Here is a 16785-nt window from a genome sequence, read left to right as displayed (position 1 = left end):
GTTCGCCATCCGGCACTCACAAAGCCACCCGGCGGAGGCAGCGCAAACAGCGACCGCCCCGCCGGACGCCGGACTCAGTCGCGGGTGAGCTTGCGGTGCGTCACCCGGTGCGGGCGGGCCGCCTCCAGGCCGAGGCGCTCGATCTTGTTGGCCTCATATGCCTCGAAGTTGCCCTCGAACCAGAACCACTTGGCTTCATTGTCGTTGTCACCCTCCCACGCCAGGATGTGGGTGCAAGTGCGGTCGAGGAACCAGCGGTCGTGGGAGATGACCACGGCGCAGCCCGGGAACTGCTCGAGCGCGTTCTCCAGCGAGCTCAGCGTTTCCACGTCGAGGTCGTTGGTCGGCTCGTCGAGCAGGATCAGGTTGCCGCCCTGCTTGAGGGTGAGCGCGAGGTTCAGTCGGTTGCGCTCACCACCGGAGAGCACCCCGGCCGGCTTCTGCTGGTCCGGCCCCTTGAAGCCGAACGCACTGACGTAGGCGCGCGATGGCATCTCCTGGTTGCCGACCTCGATGAAGTCAAGCCCCTCGGAAACGACCTGCCACACATTCTTCTTCGGGTCGATGCCCGCTCGGTTCTGGTCGACATAGCTCAGCTTGACCGTCTCGCCGACCTTCACCTCGCCGCTGTCGGGCGACTCGAGCCCAACAATCGTCTTGAACAGCGTGGTCTTACCAACACCGTTCGGACCGATCACACCGACAATGCCGTTGCGCGGCAGAGTGAACGACAGATCCTTGATGAGCTGACGATCGCCGAAGCCCTTGTCCAGATGCTCGACCTCGACCACTACACTGCCCAGGCGCGGGCCCGCGGGGATCTGGATCTCCTCGAAGTCCAACTTCCTGTGCTTCTCGGCCTCGGCCGCCATCTCCTCGTACCGACCGAGACGTGCCTTGTTCTTGGCCTGGCGGGCCTTGGCGCCGGAACGCACCCAGGCCAGCTCCTCCTTGAGCCGCTTCTGCAGCTTCTGGTCCTTCTTGCCCTGGACCTCCAGGCGCTGGGCCTTCTTCTCCAGGTAGGTGGAGTAGTTGCCCTCGTACGGGTAGGCACGGCCGCGGTCGAGTTCGAGGATCCACTCGGCGACATTGTCGAGGAAGTACCGGTCGTGCGTAACGGCGAGAACGGCGCCCTGGTAGGAGGCCAGGTGCTGCTCGAGCCACAGCACGCTCTCGGCATCGAGGTGGTTGGTCGGTTCGTCGAGCAGCAACAGATCGGGCTTGCTGAGCAGCAGCTTGCACAGTGCGACGCGGCGGCGCTCACCACCGGAGAGGTTGGTAACCGGCTCGTCCGGCGGCGGGCAGCGCAGTGCGTCCATGGCCTGCTCGAGCTGAGAGTCGACATCCCAGGCATCGGCGTGATCGAGGTACTCCTGCAGTTTGCCCATTTCGTCCATGAGCTCGTCGGAGTAGTCGGTGGCCATCAGTTCGGCGATCTCGTTGAAGCGATCCAGCTTCACCTTGATCTCGCCGAGGCCCTCCTCGACATTGCCGCGAACCGTCTTCTCCTCGTTCAGCGGCGGCTCCTGCTGCAGGATGCCCACCGTGGCACCCGGGGCGAGGAAGGCGTCTCCATTATTTGGCTGGTCCAGTCCGGCCATGATCTTCAGCACGCTGGATTTACCCGCGCCATTGGGGCCGACGACGCCGATCTTCGCGCCGGGAAGGAAGTTCAAGGTGACATCGTCGAGCACGACCTTGTCGCCGTGCGCCTTGCGAACCTTCTTCATTTGGTAGATGAACTCAGCCATAAAGGAAAGCCTATCGGTGTGGGTATCGATGGAATGCAGCAGAGCCACCACTGTCGCCGGGTATCCGGCCGTGTGGTCAAGCGTCGACGGGCTCGTTATCCGCGAGCCGCGGTGGTGCGGAAGTCAGGGACGTCGCGTCCTCCCCCGGTCCCTCCCCATCGACGCGTGCACGGTCATCAGCGCTGGATCGGTCACAACTATTCCGTGCCAGGGTACTGGGTCCGGACGCCGCGCCCGAAACCGCGCGCCGGACCACCTGCGCGGTACAGCGGGACAGGTCCGGACCGATCGAGGTGGCGCGCATCTCGACATCACGCCGCTCCACGCCGTCCTTGGCTCGGTACTCGTGGGTGCGCAGCTGGCCGTAGGCGATGACCGGATCACCGCGCCGCAACGAGGCATCGACACCGACCACAAGGCGACGCCAGCAGCTAACAGTGAGGTAGAGAGTCCCGCTGTCGACCCATTCGCTCGTCTCCGGATTGAACCGCCGCGAATTGCTCGCCATCCGGAAGGTCACCACCTGCTCACCATTGGTCAGATCGCGCTTCACCGGATGGGTGACCACAGTGCCGATCACGGTAACCATCGACTCATACATCGTTGCGCCCCTTTATGTTTCGATCCGTCAGGCTCACCCCTCGCTGAGAGGGCCCTTTCAGCCTGACGGTTCCGAACCCCCTCAGGCCGCCCCGATTTCCGAATGTGGACAACTTCGCGGCATGTGGACAGTCGCCGCTTCACAGACTCCCGAGCTAGAGGACCGCCAGATCGGTATTGGCGCCACACAGCACGATCACCGGACGCTCCCCCTCAGCAGGCACGTACGCACCGCTCTGCACGGCGGCCAATGCCGTCGCCCCCGCAAGTTCCACCACCACTCGAAACTCGCGCCACAGATATTCCCGCGCGGTCGAGATGGCATCATCGGTCACCAGCAGCGACCGGACTTCATAGCGTCGCGCGATATCCAGCGCGATATCCCCGATTCGATTGGCGCCCAGCGAATCCGCCACGATGCTACGGACATTCACGTCGACCGGCCGGTCCGCGACCAACGCCGCGTTCAGCGTCGGAATGCCCTCCGGTTCGATCCCGATCACCTGCTGGCGCCGGCCCAACGCCGCAGCGATCCCGGCGACCAATCCGCCACCACCGACCGCGACCAGCACCGGAGGCCGCCCGCGCACCTGCTCCTCCAGCTCCAGCCCGATGACACCCGCACCGGCGACCACGGCAGGCAGGTCGTAGGCGTGCAGCTGCAGCGCGCGCCGCTCTTCGGCCAGCTCGGTCGCGTACTTGTAGGCCTCGCCGTAAGTCGTTCCGTGCCAGAGCACTTCGGCACCGTAGGACCACATCGCGGCCACCTTGGTGTGCGGCGCCGACTCCGGAACCACCACCGTGCATGTCTTGCTGAGACGAGCCGAAGCCAGCGCGGCCGCGATTCCGGCGTTCCCACCGGAAGCGATCACCACATGATCGACCTGAGCCGAGGACTCCAACAGCGCGTTGAAGCTGCCGCGAACCTTGAATGTCCCGCCGTACTGTAGGTACTCGAGTTTCAGCGTGACCGGGACGGGTCCGTTCGGGCCGATGACCGAGGTATGGAAGACCGGCGTCTTGCGCACCTGGCCGGCCAGCCGTCTGCGCGCCGTCCGCACATCGGACCGATATACCCGTCGGGCGTGCCTGTTCTCCACCACCGCGGTACCCCGCTCACTCACGCTTGCACCTCGATGGGAGCTCAATGACGTATTCCTCGATCACGTTTGGCCAGTTCGGCGAACATCGCATTGTGGGCGGCCAGCTCCGCGTCGTGGTCGCGATCGGCAGCCCGGTCGGTCCGCTTCGCGAGTTTCGCGTCGCTGCGTGACCACTGGATGAGCAGTGCCAACATCACCACGACCAACGGCAGTTCACCACTGGCCCACGCCAGGCTACCGCCGGTGCGCTGATCACCGAGCAGGTCACTATTCCAGCCGAGGGCAAGACTGTGGAAGAACCATCCGCCCATCACGGTGGTCATGCTCATCAGCGCGATACCGAAGAAGGCGTGGAAAGGCAGCGAACCGAACACCATGCCCAGCTTGGTCAGCGGCTGCACCTGGCGCGGTTTGGGGTCGATGCCGATGACCACCCAATAGAACAGATAGCCGCTGAGCAGGAAATGCAGATTCATCAACAGATGTGCCGCGTGGGAATCGACGAACGAGTCGTAGATACCGCCCATGTACAGGGCGTAGAACCCGCCGACGAAGATCACCGACGCGACAATCGGATGGGTCAGAAATCGCGAGACCGGATTGTGCACCGCAGCCAGAATCCACTCCCGCGGCCCGGGCACTCCGCCACGTCCGGCCGCGGGCAACGCCCGCAGTGCGAGAGTGACCGCACCGCCGAGCGCGAACAGAATCGGCGCGAGCATCGATAACGCCATGTGCTGTCCCATATGCACACTGAAGACCGCGGGCGAATACCGGCCGACCCCGGCAGAGGTGGCGAAAAGCAGGATTGCGCAGGCCGAGAGCCATGCGATGGTGCGCCCGACCGGCCAGGCATCGCCCCGCGCGCGCAACCGACGCACCCCGAGCAGGTACAGCACGGCAAGCACGATGGCCAGCGTGCCGAAGATCAAGTCGAAGCGCCAGTCGAACAGAATTCGCGAGGCGGTCGGCGGCCCGTCGAGGTTGTAGCCGAGTTCCACCTCGGCCGGTGTCGGCACGCTGGTCGGCGGCGGTGGCGGCGTGCGCCCCAACCCGACGGCCAGACCCATGGTCGCCGCGAAGATCAACACCTCCAGCCCGCCGAATCGGATCAGCGCGGCGCGGTCACTCGGATCGGCGGTGAGTGCGGGCAGGCTGGCACGGCGCTGTAAATATCCGAATACGCCGAGCACCACCAGTGCACAGGCTTTCGCGATCACGAGTCGGCCGTAGGTGGTGGTGAACAGATCGCCCCACGGCACCCGCACCCAGGAATTGATCACACCGCTGACGCCGATCACGACGAAGGCGATCGTGGCGGTGAGCGAGAACCGCTTGGCCGCGATATCGGTGTGCTCGCCAGCGCGCATCGCATGCGCGAGCACCGCGAACAATCCACCGACCCACACCGCAGCCGACACCAGATGCAGAATCAGGCTGTTTGTGGCCAGGTCGTGCGCGCCGCCCGCGGACGAATGTCCGGTCAGTGCCAGCGGCATCATGGTCACGATCGCGCCGCCGAACAGCACAGGGGCCCATCCCCAACGCAGCGCGAGTCGGCAGCCCACCGCGACGATCAGCGCGAACACCATCGTCGTACGCCACGCCTGGGCCAGCTCCACCTGGTCGATCGCGTGCCACAGCTGCGCCGGCCGCCAAATCTGGCCCACCGGCTGCCCGGTGGTGTCGGACACCGTCAGCGGTATGAGCAGCGCCGCGCAACACGCCCAGGCCAACGCGAAATTCGAGGCGCGCCGCACCGCCCGATATCCACCGACATCGAGTAGCCCATTGGACTGCGGCGGCACCAGGAAAGCGGCGAGCAGCAGCGATCCGACGGTCAGCGCCGCGGACAGATCGGCCAGTGCGCGCACCCCGGGCAAGCCATAGGTGGTCAGCGACCCCGGATCCGGAATGCCCAGCAGACTCAGCGCCTGCGCCGCCGACAGTCCGACGATCATCGCGGCAACCACCGCCGCGATCGCACCGGCCAGCACGGTCAAGATCGCGGAGCTCGTCCCGGAGCCCGGCTTACCCGCTTCGAGCTCGGGTGCGACAGACGGGTCATGCGGTGACGACATGGCACTGAGCGTAGTCGGCCCTTAATGCGTGGCCCGGCGGGGTTTGTGCCGATATGGTGGCTACCGATCAGAGGTGCGATGTCGATCATCCGCGACTCGCTTGGCCCGCACACCGTAGGTGGCTGAAATGTTGCTGACGCTTAGAACCTAGCCATCTGGACGGTCGCTATACTTGGCGAGCTGGACAGCACGGCCAATGTCGGCCATGGTGGAACCCACTGCCTCCGTAGCTCAGTTGGATAGAGCAAGGGCCTTCTAATCCCTAGGTCGCAGGTTCGATTCCTGCCGGGGGCGCCACGCAGCCCGTCCGTTCGCGTTTACGCGGGCAGACGGGTACCGCGCACGTCGCCACACCCTCTGTCGACCGTACGCGGATCCAAGTTCGAGGGCGCGTCCCCGAGTCACATCCAAGAACTCACCGATTCAGTTGTCATGTCTGTGACCGGTTTCCCATCCGAGTAGCCCGAAGTATGCAGAGGTCACGGCCTGCCGTGGGATAGGTACCACCCCAGACCAGCCCTTAAACGAGAAAAATCAGACTTCTTCAACGACTCGCCGCGACCCCACCGTTTCTACAGAGAAGATTCGGAGCCCGCGTCCATCTGGACGCGAGCGGAAACCGCCAACCTCGCCCAGCCTCGAGCGAGCTTGCCCCAGCCAGGCCGACCGACATCGCGGTCGAGCCCCCGCATGATCGACTAACGTGCGAGGTGTGGAAGAAACTCGAAATGACATGACACAGCGTCCTTTTCGGTTCGCCGTCGGGTTCTACGACGCGGGCTCGCGCGCGGAGTGGCGGGATAAGGCACGGCAAGCCGAAGACCTGGGCTACGACGTGATACAGGTTCCCGACCATCTGGGTATGACTTCACCTTTCCCCACGCTGGTCGCCATGGCGGAGGCAACCAACCGTGTGCACGTCGGCACGATGGTATTGAATGCGGGCTTCTACCGGCCTGCTCTGCTGGCTCGTGATGTCGCCAGTGTGGATCAGCTCACCGATGGCCGGTTCGAGTTCGGACTCGGTGCGGGACCGGATTTCGCGAAGCCCGAATTCGAGGCAGCGGGGCTGCCGTTCCCGGGCGGGCGACAACGTATCGAGAACCTGCGTGCCACCATCGGCGAAATCCGGACACTGTTCGGGAACGGTCACCAACCGCCGGTCCACCGCCGGATTCCGCTGCTGGTGGCCGGGCTCGGGGATCGTCTGGTGCGGGTGGCAGCCGAACACGCCGACACCGTGTCGCTGGCCGGGGTGCCCGTCAGCGCCGACATCGATTCCGAGAAAGCCGGAACCGTCGCGCTCGCGCAGCGCGTCGAGTTCGTCCGGGCCGCGGCCGGAGAACGCTTCCCGGATCTCGAGGTGGGCCTGATGTTGCAGGCGGTGGACGTGCACGGCCACGCCGAGACGGATCTGTCGCTGCCCCGCAGGTTCAATCCGGACCTGTCCGATGCCCAGTTGCGTTATCTGCCCGGTGTGCTGCACGGATCCGCACACAGCATCGCCGACACCCTGCGGCACTACCGCGACGCGTACTCGATCACCCATTACTCGGTCTCCGAGACCCACATGACCGCGCTTGCGAAAGTGATCGAACAGCTTCGGTGAGTATGTCGCTATCGGGAAGGTCCGCGCTGGTCACGTGATTCCGGCGGCCGCAGCGCCGGTCGCCACAGGAGCGGGACCGCGCATGCGGCTGCGGATCTGGACCGCGTGATCGCCGTCTCGTCGACTCCGCGTACGGCGTCGGCCGTGGTGTTCTAAGGAGACGATTCGGTGTCCGCCGATTGAACGGCCTCGGCGGTTCGTCGTCTGAGGAACCAGCCACCGACCAGCACCGGGACCATGATCAAAGGGACGGCGACGATCGCGCTGCGCTGTTCTGTGCTTCCACTGCTCGCCATCAGGGCTACTACACCGGCGAGGAAGACCAGGGTGGCGATGCTGGTATAGGGGGTGCCGATCAGGCGGAAGGTGGGGCGGGTCGCGCGGCCATCACGCCACCAACGCCAGAGTTGCAATTGGCACAGGACGATTGCCGCCCAGGCGGTGATCACGCCGAGGGCCGACATGTTCAGCACTATCTCGTATGCCTGATCGGGGACGACCGCGTTGAGTCCGACGCCCGTGAGGGCGATCGCCCCCGTGGCCAGAATCCCAACGTAGGGAACCCCATTCGCTGACAGTTTGGCGGCGCGGGCGGGGGCGCTGCCGTTCATCGACATGGACCGCAGGATTCGGCCGGTCGAGTACAGACCCGCGTTGAGGCTGGAGAATGCCGCCGTCAGCACGACCAGGTTCATGACCGAATCCGCGCCGTCCACACCGATTTTGGCGAAGAACGTGACGAATGGGCTCTGCCCCTCACGGAAGGCGGTGTAGGGCAGCAGCAGACTGAGCAACACCAGCGAACCGACATAGAACACAGCGATGCGTGCGATCACCGAGTTGATGGCGCGTGGCATGATCTTTTCCGGATTGTCGGCCTCGCCGGCGGCGGTGCCCACCAATTCCACTGCGGAATAGGCGAATACGACACCGGTCGTGACGACGACCAGGGGAAGCAACCCGGTCGGGAACAACCCGCCGTGATCACGCAGGACACCGGGCCCGGTGCTCTCGCCCGCTATCCGGAAGCGGCCGACGAGAAAGACCGTACCGATCACCAGAAAACCGACCAACGCAACAACTTTGATCAGCGCGGCCCAGAACTCCAGCTCTCCGAACCAGCGCACCGACACCAGATTGATGGCCACCACCACGGCCAGCGCGATCAGCGCGATGACCCACTGCGGAATCGCGCCGAACGCCGACCAGTAGTGGACGTAGGTGGCGATGGCGGTGATATCCACGATGCCGCTCATGCACCAGTGGAAGAAATACATCCAGCCGACGGCATACGCCAACTTCTCGCCATAGAACTCGCGTGCGTAGGAGACGAACGATCCCGATGACGGACGGTGCAGCACCAACTCACCCAGCGCGCGGAGCACGAAGAAGACGAACACCCCACACACTGCGTACACCAGCACCAGCCCGGGACCGGCGCTGGCCAACCGACCGCCCGCGCCGAGAAACAGCCCGGTCCCGATGGCGCCGCCGATCGCGATCATCTGTAGTTGACGTGGACGGAGACTCTTCTGATACCCGACGTCCTCGGCGTGCAGTACGTCAGCCACAGTGCCTCCCGCGCTCCTAAATCGTATCGTTGAATAATGTATCGTCAAATAACGGCACACTCAATGGTGTTAAAATAACGGGTGTGCGAGCGGTGGTAGTCGGATCCGGGATCGTTGGCCTGTCAACGGCATTCGAGCTGCTGCGCGGCGGACACCATGTCGTGATAGTGAGCGCGGAGCCCATCGACTCGACGACATCGTTTCTCGCCGCAGCGGTGTGGTTCCCCACCGCGGCCGGGCCGACCGATCGGGTGGCCGCTTGGAGCGTCGAAACCTTCACCCATCTGGAACGACTCGCGCACAACGGTGCGCCTGGTGCGCGCATGTGTGAATCACTCGCCGTTTATCGGGACGAGCCAGCGACGCCGTCCTGGTCCGCGGCCGTCCAGGCGTTCCGGCGGGCGCAACCGGGCGAACTCCCGCCGAACTACCGATTCGGGTTCCGGTTCGCCGTTCCACTGCTCGAGATGCCGATCTTCCTGCCGTGGTTGGCCGCTCAGGTTCATCAGGCGGGCGCGTATTGGGTTCGGCGGACGATCCGGAGTCTGGACGAGCTCGACGATCTGGCGCCCGATGTGATCGTGAACTGTGCGGGTCTGCGCGCGGGTCCGCTGGCCGATGACGCCGAGGTCTACCCGATCCGCGGCCAGGTCGTGCGCATCACCAATCCGGGCATCTCGGTGTCGGTGCGCGACGAAGCACATCCGCTCGGGCGCGCCTATGTCCACCCCCGCACCCACGACTGCATCCTCGGTGGCTCACTGGAGACCGGAGCGTGGGATCGCACCCCTGATCCGCAATTGACACAGTCGATCCTGCGCCGATGCCGAGATCTCGTACCGCAGTTGTCCGGCGCCGAGGTCATCGAAACGCTCGTCGGACTGCGGCCGGGCCGCGCCGAGGTCCGCCTGGAGATCGCCCCGGTCGACTCGTCATCGGTACCCGTGATCCACAACTACGGGCACGGCGGCTCGGGCATCACGGTCGCACACGGCTGCGCCCGCGAGGTATCGGCTCTCATCGACACGCTGTGAGCCGAACGGCGGCACTAGTGGACATCGATGCAGCTCTGCCTCCGAGAGCCGGGCTGTCCGCGCCCGGCGAACCCGCACTGTGAGATAGCGAACACCGCGGCTGCGCCTTTCGGGTGAACCAAGCGGTCACGGTCGCTCGTGGTACTGGAGACGAGATGCGATGTGCAGCTTGCCGAATAGCGACGGAGGGTTCCAAAGATGAATTCAGCCAAGCATTTTCAACGTGTCACAGTGCCACTCGCGGCTGCCGCGATCGCACTCGCGGGTCTGCTCAGCGCGTGTGGTGGCGACAAAGGTGCCGAGGCCGCAGCGAAGCCGTCCTCGACCGCTACCGCGGCAGCTGCGACCATCGCGGGACAGGCGCCCGCAGTAGCGAAAACGCAGGGCTGGCTGAAGATCTACGACGGCATCGCCGCAGCCGGGACCACGAATATCGTGCAGCTCCGGGCGACAAGCAATCCCACCGTCGGACAGTATGTTTCGGATGGATCTGGCCGGTCGCTCTACCGGTTCGACAAGGATACGGCGGCACCGTCGGTATCCAACTGCTCCGGGCAGTGCGCCACCACCTGGCCGCCGCTGACCGTGACCCGCGATCAAGTCCTGTACACCGCAGGCGTCGATCCTCAACTCGTCGGATTCATCGAACGTGCCGACGGCACATGCCAAATCACCATCGGCGGTTGGCCGGTGTACTACTTCTCGAAGGACACCAAGCCAGGTGACCTGCTCGGACAAGGTGTCGGCGGCACCTGGTTCGCGGTCGCTCCGAACGGTGGCAAGGCGCTGAGCAAGTGATCACAAACTGCGGTCGCCCGGATACCTCAGCCGTCGACGTCCAGCAACTCCCACGACAGTAAATTCGCCAGGCCGGGATCTTCGGCCCGCCACGCGCGGTACACCTTGTTCACGAGATCCATTCCGGCGAAGCCGTACAGACCGGTAATCCTGGCACGGTAGTGCTTGTCCGGTGCACCGTCGCGGAATTCGACGTCGTAGTCGACATCGACCTCCTCGTCGAGGTCGGGGTCCTGGTCACCTACGTAATCGAGGTGGATCTGGAAATAGAATTGCCCCGGCGGCTCACGATCGAGTCGTTCCACGATCGCGAACGGCCAACGGGCGTTCAGGTCCGCGAACAGGTCGTGTACCTCGGTGTCGGTCGGATCGGCCAACGCCCGTCCACTCGCATCGAATGCTCGAAGTATCGGTGCGCTCACGCGAGGGATCGTAGTCCGCCGCACGGTTGCCTGCCGAGCGATTACAAGCTGCCCTGGCCGGTGGAATGGCTGAATTGACGCCATTCCCGGTCCAGGCGGATGTGGCGGCGATGGTTCAGGGCCCAGATGGTGAACCCGACCACTGCTAATGCGCCGCACCAGATTTCGAGTAGCACGGCGATACCGACGCCGATGCCGTGCACGGCGGCGGCACTGGATTGTTCGGGAGGGGCGGTCGGTTTACCGTCCGGGTCCAGCCAGACCGGGGCGGGCTGGCCGCGTTCGGCGGCATCGGGGACGCCAACGGTCGCGGTGCCGGATTTGCCGTCGTGGGTCCAGGACACTTGCGCTTCGAACTGGTCACGCACCGTCGCGTTGCGGTCCGCGACGGGTGCGCTGACCCGGACGGGTGTGCCGACAATGGTGCCTGTCACAACGACTTTCGTCGCGTTCTCGCCGCGGATCCGTTCGGATGCCGAGCTATAGGCCGCGGTGCCGGCCGCCGCGGCGGTCGGCACGGCGATCAGCAGCACCAGAACGGCCAGAATACGGACGAACCCCTCCACCCGGTCAGAGACCCGCATCAGCGGACTGGGATTCCAGGGCTGCATCCGCCAGCTCCGCACCGGCCACGTCGGCATCTGCGACACCTTCATCACCTCCTACAACGGAGTTCGCGAGCGACCGCGACTCCTACCCCGGGCATTCCCCCGACTCGCCGGTTGATGCATCGGCGGGAACCCGCGACATGACAAACCCCACTCGGCGCACATCCGAGCGGGATTCATCGGCTCGTACCTATTGAATCGACGGACGCGGATGCCCGGTTACGCCTCGGCTGCCCGACCAACCAAGCGCTGCCCCGACGGCGACCATCCCGACGCCGAGAGCGAAGTGCAGCCAGTTGTCGGCGGTGTTCACCGGCACGAAGTTCGCATCGCTGTCCTGGTCGGTGACCAGCCCGTACAACCACAGCACCAGGTAGATCAGTCCGCCCCCGAGCAGGAACGCCCGGGACGTGAGCGCTGTGCGCGATGCCAGCAGGCCGGCTACGCCGAATACCAGGTGGACGATATTGTGCAGGATCGAGACGTTGAACAGCCCGAGAAGTTGGGCGTCGGAGCTGTGTCCGGCCCATTCCATGCTGTCGTAATCAGTGGTGACGCCCGGAATAAAGCCGAGCACGCCGACCACCAGGAACACCGCACCGACCGCCGCCGCCGCGATCCGCAGCGGCGTCCAATGCGCTGAGGTTTTCGCCTGATGCGCGCCCATGGTGACTGCCTCTCCCGAACCAGGCGTCCGGACGGGCGCCCGCTTCGTGCGACTGGATTCAGCGACTGCCGATTGCGGCAGCCATCTGCGTCATACCCGCGCCTCGGGCGGACAAACGGACAAACCCGCAGGTACAGCGCTCAGGACCGCCCGTCCAGCCAGATGAGGCAGAAGGTGTGTCCGACGGGATCGGCATAAACACGGAACTGGTCGTCGTCATTGGCTTGCACCAACCGCGCGCCCAGCGCGAGCGTCTTCGGCTCGGCCTCCTCGATATCGTCCACCAGCACGTCGAAATGTATCTGCTGAGATGCTTCCGGATCCGGGAAACGCGGTGGTCGATATTGCGGCGCGTATTGGAACGCCAATCGCCTGCCGCCGGGTTCTTCGATGACGACCCACGTGTCATCCGAGGTATAAGTCGGTTCGGCACCGAAGAGGCGGGCGTAGAACTCGGCGAGCTTGCGTGGATCCGGGCAATCCAAGACAACCGTGCGCAGACTCCCCACCTTGCCTTCCGTCATTACTCGACCTCCTATTTGTCGCGGCCATGCTCATCGCGTACCCGCGTGTGGACACTCGAACCCACCTGCCATGGCAAGGATGAAATCTGCATTAGGGTCGAGGCCCATCGGGAGGTTCATTTGTCGAAACGCATAGCGTTGCTCATCGTGCTGCTGGCTGGCGTCGTCGCGTGCTCCAGCACGTCGAAGTCCGATCTGCCCCTGCCGTACCAGGGCGAAGCCGACCAAGTCATCACCGTCGTCGCCGAGCACGCCGCCGATACCAGGGCGACATTGACTGCGTGGCAACGTATTCCGGGCGGGTGGCGGGCCGAGATCGGTCCGCTCCCCGCCTATGTCGGGCGTGACGGCATCGGCCGCGCCAGCGAGGACTCGGCGCACACTCCCGCCGGTGTCTGGACGCTGAGCGAAGCGTTCGGTATCGGGCCGAACGACGGAACCCGGCTGCCCTATCGTCAAGTCGGCACGCAGGACTGGTGGGTCTCCGATACCAGCTCGCCGATCTACAACCGCTACACGCAATGTGTCACTGGCACTTGCGAATTCAACGAAAGCGCGAGCGAGAATCTCGGCGAGGCGGGACCGGCGTACGAACACGCCGTCGTAATCGACTACAACCGTCAGCCCGTCGTCGCGGGCGCGGGTTCGGCCTTCTTCCTGCACGTCGAGACCGGAGGCCCGACCGCTGGATGTGTAGCGATCCCGGCCGCCGACCTCAAAGCCGTTATGCGGTGGCTGGATCCGAGCGCGCACCCGGTGATCAATATCGGCAGCAGGTGACTATCCGCAGATCGACTCCACCGCACCCGCGAGCAACGACAACCCGTGATCCAATTCGTCCTGGCTGATCGTCAACGGCGGCAACAGCTTTACTACCTCGTCGGCCGAACCCGAGGTCTCCACGAGCAGTCCGCGCTCGAAGGCGAGTTGGCACACTTTGCCCGCGCGGGAGGCTTCCTCGAACACGATGCCGTGCACCAGCCCGCGCCCACGGGTCGAGACGCCGGGAAATGCCGCCGCGATGTCGGCAAGCGCGCGTGCCGTGCGCTCCCCCTTGGCGACCGTCGAAATCTCCAGTGCACTATCGGACCAGTAGTGCTCGAGCGCGACCCGCGCGGTGACGAATGCCGCATTGTTGCCGCGGAAAGTGCCGTTGTGCTCACCGGGCGCCCACTGATCGAGGTCGGGTTTGAAAAGTACCAGCGCCATGGGCAACCCGTACCCGCCGATGGATTTCGAGAGCGTCACGATGTCGGGCGTGATGCCCGCGAACTCGAAGGAGAAAAACCCACCGGTCCGTCCGCAACCCATCTGCACATCGTCGATAATCAGCAGAATTCCGTGCGCGCCACACAATTCGGCCAGCTGCCGCAGCCATTGCGAGCGCGCAACATTCACCCCGCCCTCGCCCTGCACCGTCTCCACAATCACCGCGGCGGGCTTGTCCACCCCCGAGGACGAGTCGTCCAGGGCCCGTCGCATCCAGTCCAAGTGGTCGGCCGCATCGAGGAAACCGTCGTAGGGCATGGGCATCGCATGCGGGAGTGGGACACCGGCAGCCGCCCGTTTGGCGGCATTGCCGGTCACCGACAACGCGCCGAGCGACATTCCGTGGAAGGCGTTGGTGAAGTTGAGAACGGTCTGGCGTCCGGTGACCTTGCGAGCCAACTTCAGCGCGGCTTCGACCGCATTCGCGCCGGTCGGACCAGGAAACTGCACCTTATAGTCGAGTTCGCGCGGCCCGAAGATCGTGTCGCGCAAGGCCTCGAGCAGCCGTCGCTTGGCGACGGTCGACATATCGAGACTGTGCGTGATCCCGTCGCCGACGATGTAGTCCAGCAGTGCCCGCTTCAGCACCGGATTGTTGTGGCCGTAGTTGAGTGCGCCCGCCCCCGCGAAGAAGTCCAGATAGTCCTTGCCGTTCTCATCACGCAGCCAGGCGCCGCTGCCGGTGTCGAAAACGGTCGGCCAGGCCCGGCAGTACCCGCGCACATTCGACTCGAGCGTCTCGAAAACGGTCGATGCGGTGCTGTTTCGAGCAATCTGCGAGCAGTCGCTAGCAGTGCTGTTACGAGCGACCTGCGAGCAGTCGCTAGCGGTGACAGTCATCGACGATCCTTCCTGTCGTGCGCGAGCGCCCACCGGGGCAAATCTGAAGTGACTGCGTTTCTAACATTGGTGCAGCGGGTTTGTCGCACTTTTCCAAAAATCGCGCGCTCAACTACCGCGCGTCCCCCGACGCACCGTAGAGTTAACCGATTGTGCACGGCAAAGTGGAGGGGAACAGATCGCAACTCGCCGTAGCGCACCCACTGCGGACCGCACGGCTGTACCTCTATCTCGTGCGAGCCGGTTTCCGACGCCAATCCCAATACAAGCTGGCGATGTTCGCCGGCCTGTTCACCAACTGCGTGTTCGGATTCGTGCGTGCGGCGGTGATGATGTCGGCGGTGCGCGCCTCCGGCGGCTTCGGTGGTTACGACGCGGGATCGATCGGCGCCTACGTCTGGCTGTCGCAGGGCCTGCTCGGTGCGACCCAATTCATGGGACCACCATTGGAATTGGTGGATCGGGTCAAGAACGGCGATATCGCGATCGACTTCTTGCGTCCAGTCGATGTCCAATTCAGTTATCTCGCCATTGATCTCGGCCGCGCATCCTGCACGATCCTGCCGCGGGGCGTGCCGAGCGTACTGGTCGGCGTGCTTACTTTCGGGCTAGTGATGCCCGGCACCCCGGGACCCTACGTGCTCGGGCTGGTCAGTGTGGTGCTTGCCGTTACGTTGTCATTTCTATGCCTTTTCGCTGTCGGATTGATCGGATTCTGGGTAGTGGAAACCCGCGGCCTGCGAGTGCTATACCAGATTTGCGGCACGTTTCTGGCCGGGTTGTTCGTGCCGGTCCACATGTTCCCGGCATGGCTGCGCACCGTCGCGCAGGCCACTCCGTTCCCGTCGATCCTGCAGTCGCCGATCGACATCCTGTCGGGTCGGGTCATCGGGATGGATGCCGTGACGGTCGCTGCCGCACAAGTGTTCTGGGTACTCGCGGTCGGTGCGGTGGGCCGGGCGCTACTGGTGGCTGGACGCCGCAGGCTGGAGGTCCAGGGTGGTTGAGCCCCCGTATACATCCGTACCGGCCGGTACCTGGCGCACCCCGTATGCCGCGGTACTGCGGTCGCGAATGCGAGCCCAGCGCGCGTACCGATTGTCGTTCGCCAGTGAGGTATTCAGCGCCTTCCTGATCGGCATCGTCGAATTCGCCGAGGTATGGGTCATCTACCACAATGTCCAGGTGCTCGGCGGCCTCGACCTGAACGGCGCACTGCTGCTGTTCGGCCTGAGCAATTCCGCATTCGCACTGGCGCAAGTCCTGTTCGGCCACCTGGATTCACTGCCGACCCTCATCCGGCTCGGCGCGCTCGACGCATACCACCTGCGACCACAGCCCCTTCTGCTGCAACTCATCACCAGCGACATCTCACTGCGCCGATTCGCCCGCGCCTCGGTGGCGATCATCGTGTTATGCCTCGGTCTCGTTCGCAACGACCTCGACTGGGGTCCACGGACTCTCGCACTGCTGGTAATCACCATGCTCAGTGGCATCGCACTGTTCGGTGGGGTATTCGTCTGCGCCGCCGGGGCGCAGTTCTACCTGATCGACGGTGCGGAACTGACCAACAGCTTCACCTACGGCGGTTCCTTCGCGGCCATGCAACCGGCGTCGGTATTTCCGACTTCGCTGAAGCTGGTATTCGGCTTCGCCATCCCGGTCGCGTTCACGGCGTATCTACCGACCATCGCACTGCTGCACCTACCCGGCCCGCCGCTGCTGCCGCCCTGGCTGGCCTGGTGTGCACCGCTGGCCGCGCTATGGGTGTGGCTGCTCGCGTTGGGTCTGTGGCGACTAGGCACTCGGCACTATCAGGGAGGCGGCGGGTAAGCGTGGCGGACAGCGAGTTATCGGACTCGATCATCGAGATCGAGAATCTGACAAGGCAATTCATTCTGTACCGAA

At 64.5% G+C, this 16785-nt stretch carries 16 protein-coding genes and 1 tRNA gene; 7 read left to right on the top strand and 10 right to left on the bottom strand.

Annotation, left to right across the window (positions count from 1 at the left end; all coding sequences use genetic code 11):
• Positions 1 to 74 precede the first annotated feature (74 nt).
• The 4 genes from ettA to ACQP2U_RS08300 form a co-directional block, all read right to left on the bottom strand.
• Positions 75 to 1751, bottom strand: coding sequence for an energy-dependent translational throttle protein EttA (ettA, locus tag ACQP2U_RS08315; RefSeq protein ID WP_433714130.1), 1677 nt, complete (start codon positions 1749 to 1751; stop codon positions 75 to 77).
• Positions 1752 to 1827: 76 nt separating this feature from the next.
• Positions 1828 to 2352: a single-stranded DNA-binding protein gene (locus tag ACQP2U_RS08310; protein WP_433714129.1), complete on the bottom strand. Its 525-nt coding sequence runs from the start codon at positions 2350 to 2352 to the stop codon at positions 1828 to 1830.
• 154 nt (positions 2353 to 2506) lie between these two features.
• Positions 2507 to 3475 (bottom strand): threonine/serine dehydratase, encoded by a 969-nt coding sequence (locus ACQP2U_RS08305; RefSeq protein WP_397038847.1) that lies wholly within the window; start codon positions 3473 to 3475, stop codon positions 2507 to 2509.
• Positions 3476 to 3495: 20 nt separating this feature from the next.
• Positions 3496 to 5535: a cytochrome c oxidase assembly protein gene (locus ACQP2U_RS08300; protein WP_433714128.1), complete on the bottom strand. Its 2040-nt coding sequence runs from the start codon at positions 5533 to 5535 to the stop codon at positions 3496 to 3498.
• A 220-nt stretch (positions 5536 to 5755) separates the two neighbouring features.
• On the opposite strand from ACQP2U_RS08300, the gene ACQP2U_RS08295 reads away from it, so the two are divergent.
• A tRNA-Arg gene (locus ACQP2U_RS08295) sits at positions 5756 to 5832 on the top strand.
• Positions 5833 to 6268: 436 nt separating this feature from the next.
• Positions 6269 to 7144, top strand: coding sequence for a TIGR03621 family F420-dependent LLM class oxidoreductase (locus ACQP2U_RS08290; RefSeq protein ID WP_433714127.1), 876 nt, complete (start codon positions 6269 to 6271; stop codon positions 7142 to 7144).
• A 152-nt stretch (positions 7145 to 7296) separates the two neighbouring features.
• On the opposite strand, the gene ACQP2U_RS08285 is transcribed toward ACQP2U_RS08290, so the two are convergent.
• The gene (locus tag ACQP2U_RS08285) at positions 7297 to 8715 is read right to left on the bottom strand and encodes an amino acid permease (RefSeq protein WP_433714126.1); all 1419 of its coding nucleotides are present in this window, start codon (positions 8713 to 8715) and stop codon (positions 7297 to 7299) included.
• 83 nt (positions 8716 to 8798) lie between these two features.
• Between ACQP2U_RS08285 and ACQP2U_RS08280 the strand changes: the two genes are divergently transcribed.
• Positions 8799 to 9749, top strand: coding sequence for an FAD-dependent oxidoreductase (locus tag ACQP2U_RS08280; protein WP_433714125.1), 951 nt, complete (start codon positions 8799 to 8801; stop codon positions 9747 to 9749).
• 198 nt (positions 9750 to 9947) lie between these two features.
• Entirely contained in the window at positions 9948 to 10547 is a 600-nt protein-coding gene (locus ACQP2U_RS08275) for a hypothetical protein (RefSeq protein WP_433714124.1), read from the top strand.
• Positions 10548 to 10573: 26 nt separating this feature from the next.
• Here ACQP2U_RS08275 and ACQP2U_RS08270 read toward each other — a convergent pair whose 3' ends face one another.
• From ACQP2U_RS08270 to ACQP2U_RS08255, 4 genes are all read right to left on the bottom strand, one after another.
• Positions 10574 to 10969 (bottom strand): hypothetical protein, encoded by a 396-nt coding sequence (locus ACQP2U_RS08270; RefSeq protein ID WP_433714123.1) that lies wholly within the window; start codon positions 10967 to 10969, stop codon positions 10574 to 10576.
• Positions 10970 to 11010: 41 nt separating this feature from the next.
• Positions 11011 to 11610 (bottom strand): Rv1733c family protein, encoded by a 600-nt coding sequence (locus ACQP2U_RS08265; RefSeq protein ID WP_433714122.1) that lies wholly within the window; start codon positions 11608 to 11610, stop codon positions 11011 to 11013.
• Between the two features lie 157 nt (positions 11611 to 11767).
• Positions 11768 to 12244, bottom strand: a complete 477-nt coding sequence (locus tag ACQP2U_RS08260) for a DUF4383 domain-containing protein (protein ID WP_433714121.1) — start codon at positions 12242 to 12244, stop codon at positions 11768 to 11770.
• A 140-nt stretch (positions 12245 to 12384) separates the two neighbouring features.
• On the bottom strand, positions 12385 to 12768 hold the full coding sequence (locus tag ACQP2U_RS08255) for a VOC family protein (RefSeq protein ID WP_433714120.1): 384 nt from the start codon (positions 12766 to 12768) through the stop codon (positions 12385 to 12387).
• 120 nt (positions 12769 to 12888) lie between these two features.
• Here ACQP2U_RS08255 and ACQP2U_RS08250 point away from each other — a divergent pair, with 120 nt between their 5' ends.
• On the top strand, positions 12889 to 13548 hold the full coding sequence (locus ACQP2U_RS08250; protein WP_433714119.1) for a L,D-transpeptidase family protein: 660 nt from the start codon (positions 12889 to 12891) through the stop codon (positions 13546 to 13548).
• Here the strand turns inward: ACQP2U_RS08250 and ectB are convergent, their stop codons facing one another.
• Positions 13549 to 14877, bottom strand: coding sequence for a diaminobutyrate--2-oxoglutarate transaminase (gene ectB / locus ACQP2U_RS08245; protein WP_433714118.1), 1329 nt, complete (start codon positions 14875 to 14877; stop codon positions 13549 to 13551).
• Positions 14878 to 15029: 152 nt separating this feature from the next.
• Between ectB and ACQP2U_RS08240 the strand changes: the two genes are divergently transcribed.
• On the top strand, positions 15030 to 15884 hold the full coding sequence (locus ACQP2U_RS08240; RefSeq protein WP_433714117.1) for an ABC transporter permease: 855 nt from the start codon (positions 15030 to 15032) through the stop codon (positions 15882 to 15884).
• Positions 15877 to 16710: an ABC transporter permease gene (locus ACQP2U_RS08235; protein WP_433714116.1), complete on the top strand. Its 834-nt coding sequence runs from the start codon at positions 15877 to 15879 to the stop codon at positions 16708 to 16710. The genes ACQP2U_RS08240 and ACQP2U_RS08235 overlap by 8 nt, the downstream gene beginning before the upstream one ends.
• The last annotated feature ends 75 nt before the right edge of the window (positions 16711 to 16785 follow it).

Origin of the sequence: Nocardia sp. CA-084685 (assembly GCF_050955785.1) — a bacterium.
GTDB lineage: Bacteria > Actinomycetota > Actinomycetes > Mycobacteriales > Mycobacteriaceae > Nocardia.
Note: the sequence above shows the minus strand (reverse complement) of the source record. Positions and strands in the feature narration are given on the sequence as shown.

Excerpts from the sequence above, each read along its gene's own strand:
- ectB (WP_433714118.1), bottom strand. The coding sequence starts at position 14,877 with ATGACTGTCACCGCTAGCGACTGCTCGCAGGTCGCTCGTAACAGCACT.
- ACQP2U_RS08255 (WP_433714120.1), bottom strand. The coding sequence starts at position 12,768 with ATGACGGAAGGCAAGGTGGGGAGTCTGCGCACGGTTGTCTTGGATTGC.
- ACQP2U_RS08260 (WP_433714121.1), bottom strand. The coding sequence starts at position 12,244 with ATGGGCGCGCATCAGGCGAAAACCTCAGCGCATTGGACGCCGCTGCGG.
- ACQP2U_RS08290 (WP_433714127.1), top strand. The coding sequence starts at position 6,269 with ATGACACAGCGTCCTTTTCGGTTCGCCGTCGGGTTCTACGACGCGGGC.
- ACQP2U_RS08300 (WP_433714128.1), bottom strand. The coding sequence starts at position 5,535 with ATGTCGTCACCGCATGACCCGTCTGTCGCACCCGAGCTCGAAGCGGGT.
- ettA (WP_433714130.1), bottom strand. The coding sequence starts at position 1,751 with ATGGCTGAGTTCATCTACCAAATGAAGAAGGTTCGCAAGGCGCACGGC.
- ACQP2U_RS08310 (WP_433714129.1), bottom strand. The coding sequence starts at position 2,352 with ATGTATGAGTCGATGGTTACCGTGATCGGCACTGTGGTCACCCATCCG.
- ACQP2U_RS08275 (WP_433714124.1), top strand. The coding sequence starts at position 9,948 with ATGAATTCAGCCAAGCATTTTCAACGTGTCACAGTGCCACTCGCGGCT.
- ACQP2U_RS08265 (WP_433714122.1), bottom strand. The coding sequence starts at position 11,610 with ATGCCGACGTGGCCGGTGCGGAGCTGGCGGATGCAGCCCTGGAATCCC.